This window comes from Pseudomonas sp. NPDC087615 (assembly GCF_044743445.1).
Classification (GTDB): Bacteria; Pseudomonadota; Gammaproteobacteria; order Pseudomonadales; family Pseudomonadaceae; genus Aquipseudomonas; species Aquipseudomonas baetica_A.
On sequence record NZ_JBIUWM010000113.1, the window covers coordinates 3444 to 4190 of the forward strand.

At 50.7% G+C, this 747-nt stretch carries 1 protein-coding gene; it reads left to right on the plus strand.

The window, feature by feature from the left end:
- Positions 1 to 201 precede the first annotated feature (201 nt).
- Positions 202 to 474 carry an HU family DNA-binding protein gene (locus tag ACIOU6_RS27550; RefSeq protein ID WP_008077714.1) on the plus strand — a complete coding sequence of 91 codons (273 nt, stop codon included), beginning with the start codon at positions 202 to 204 and terminating at the stop codon, positions 472 to 474.
- Positions 475 to 747: the final 273 nt, after the last annotated feature.

Genomic DNA, 747 nt, shown 5'->3' on the forward strand with positions numbered 1-747 from the left:
CCAATGACGAAAAACGTGATTCTGACTCTAAGTAAAGAATTAGCACGCATTAATACGTTTTTGCTTGGGTGGCTTCCTTGACAGCTTTTTAGAGCCCTTGTTATAAAGCGGCTCTTAAGTGTCTGTAGGCCATTCAGCACACGTTTTTGCTTTCACCAAAAAACTTAGAATCATCTCAAAATAGATATAAGGGGACTTAGAGTGAACAAGTCGGAACTGATTGATGCTATCGCTGCATCCGCTGATATCCCGAAAGCTGCTGCTGGCCGTGCGCTGGACGCAGTAATCGAATCCGTCACTGGCGCTCTCAAGGCTGGCGACTCCGTTGTTCTGGTTGGTTTCGGTACTTTCTCCGTGACTGATCGTCCGGCTCGCGTTGGTCGTAACCCACAGACCGGCAAGACGCTGCAGATCGCAGCGGCCAAAAAACCAGGTTTCAAAGCCGGTAAAGCACTGAAAGAAGCTGTTAACTAAGTTTTCAGGTTTTTACCTATCCGGGTCGGGGTCATGCCTGACCTGGCAGCGGAGCGGTAGAGCAGGTCGCTGAAACAGCTGCCTGTAACGCCGGGATCGAGGGTTCGAGCCCTGTCCGCTCCGCCAGTTACGAGAAGGCGCATCCTCGGATGCGCCTTTCTTCTATCCGGATTCTACCCACGCTCCACGGTTGCCTAATTTAGAAGTTCAACCCGTTCTGGGGGACGCATGATTCAGAATATCAGTGACAATTCACAAGTCTGGATTGCCCAG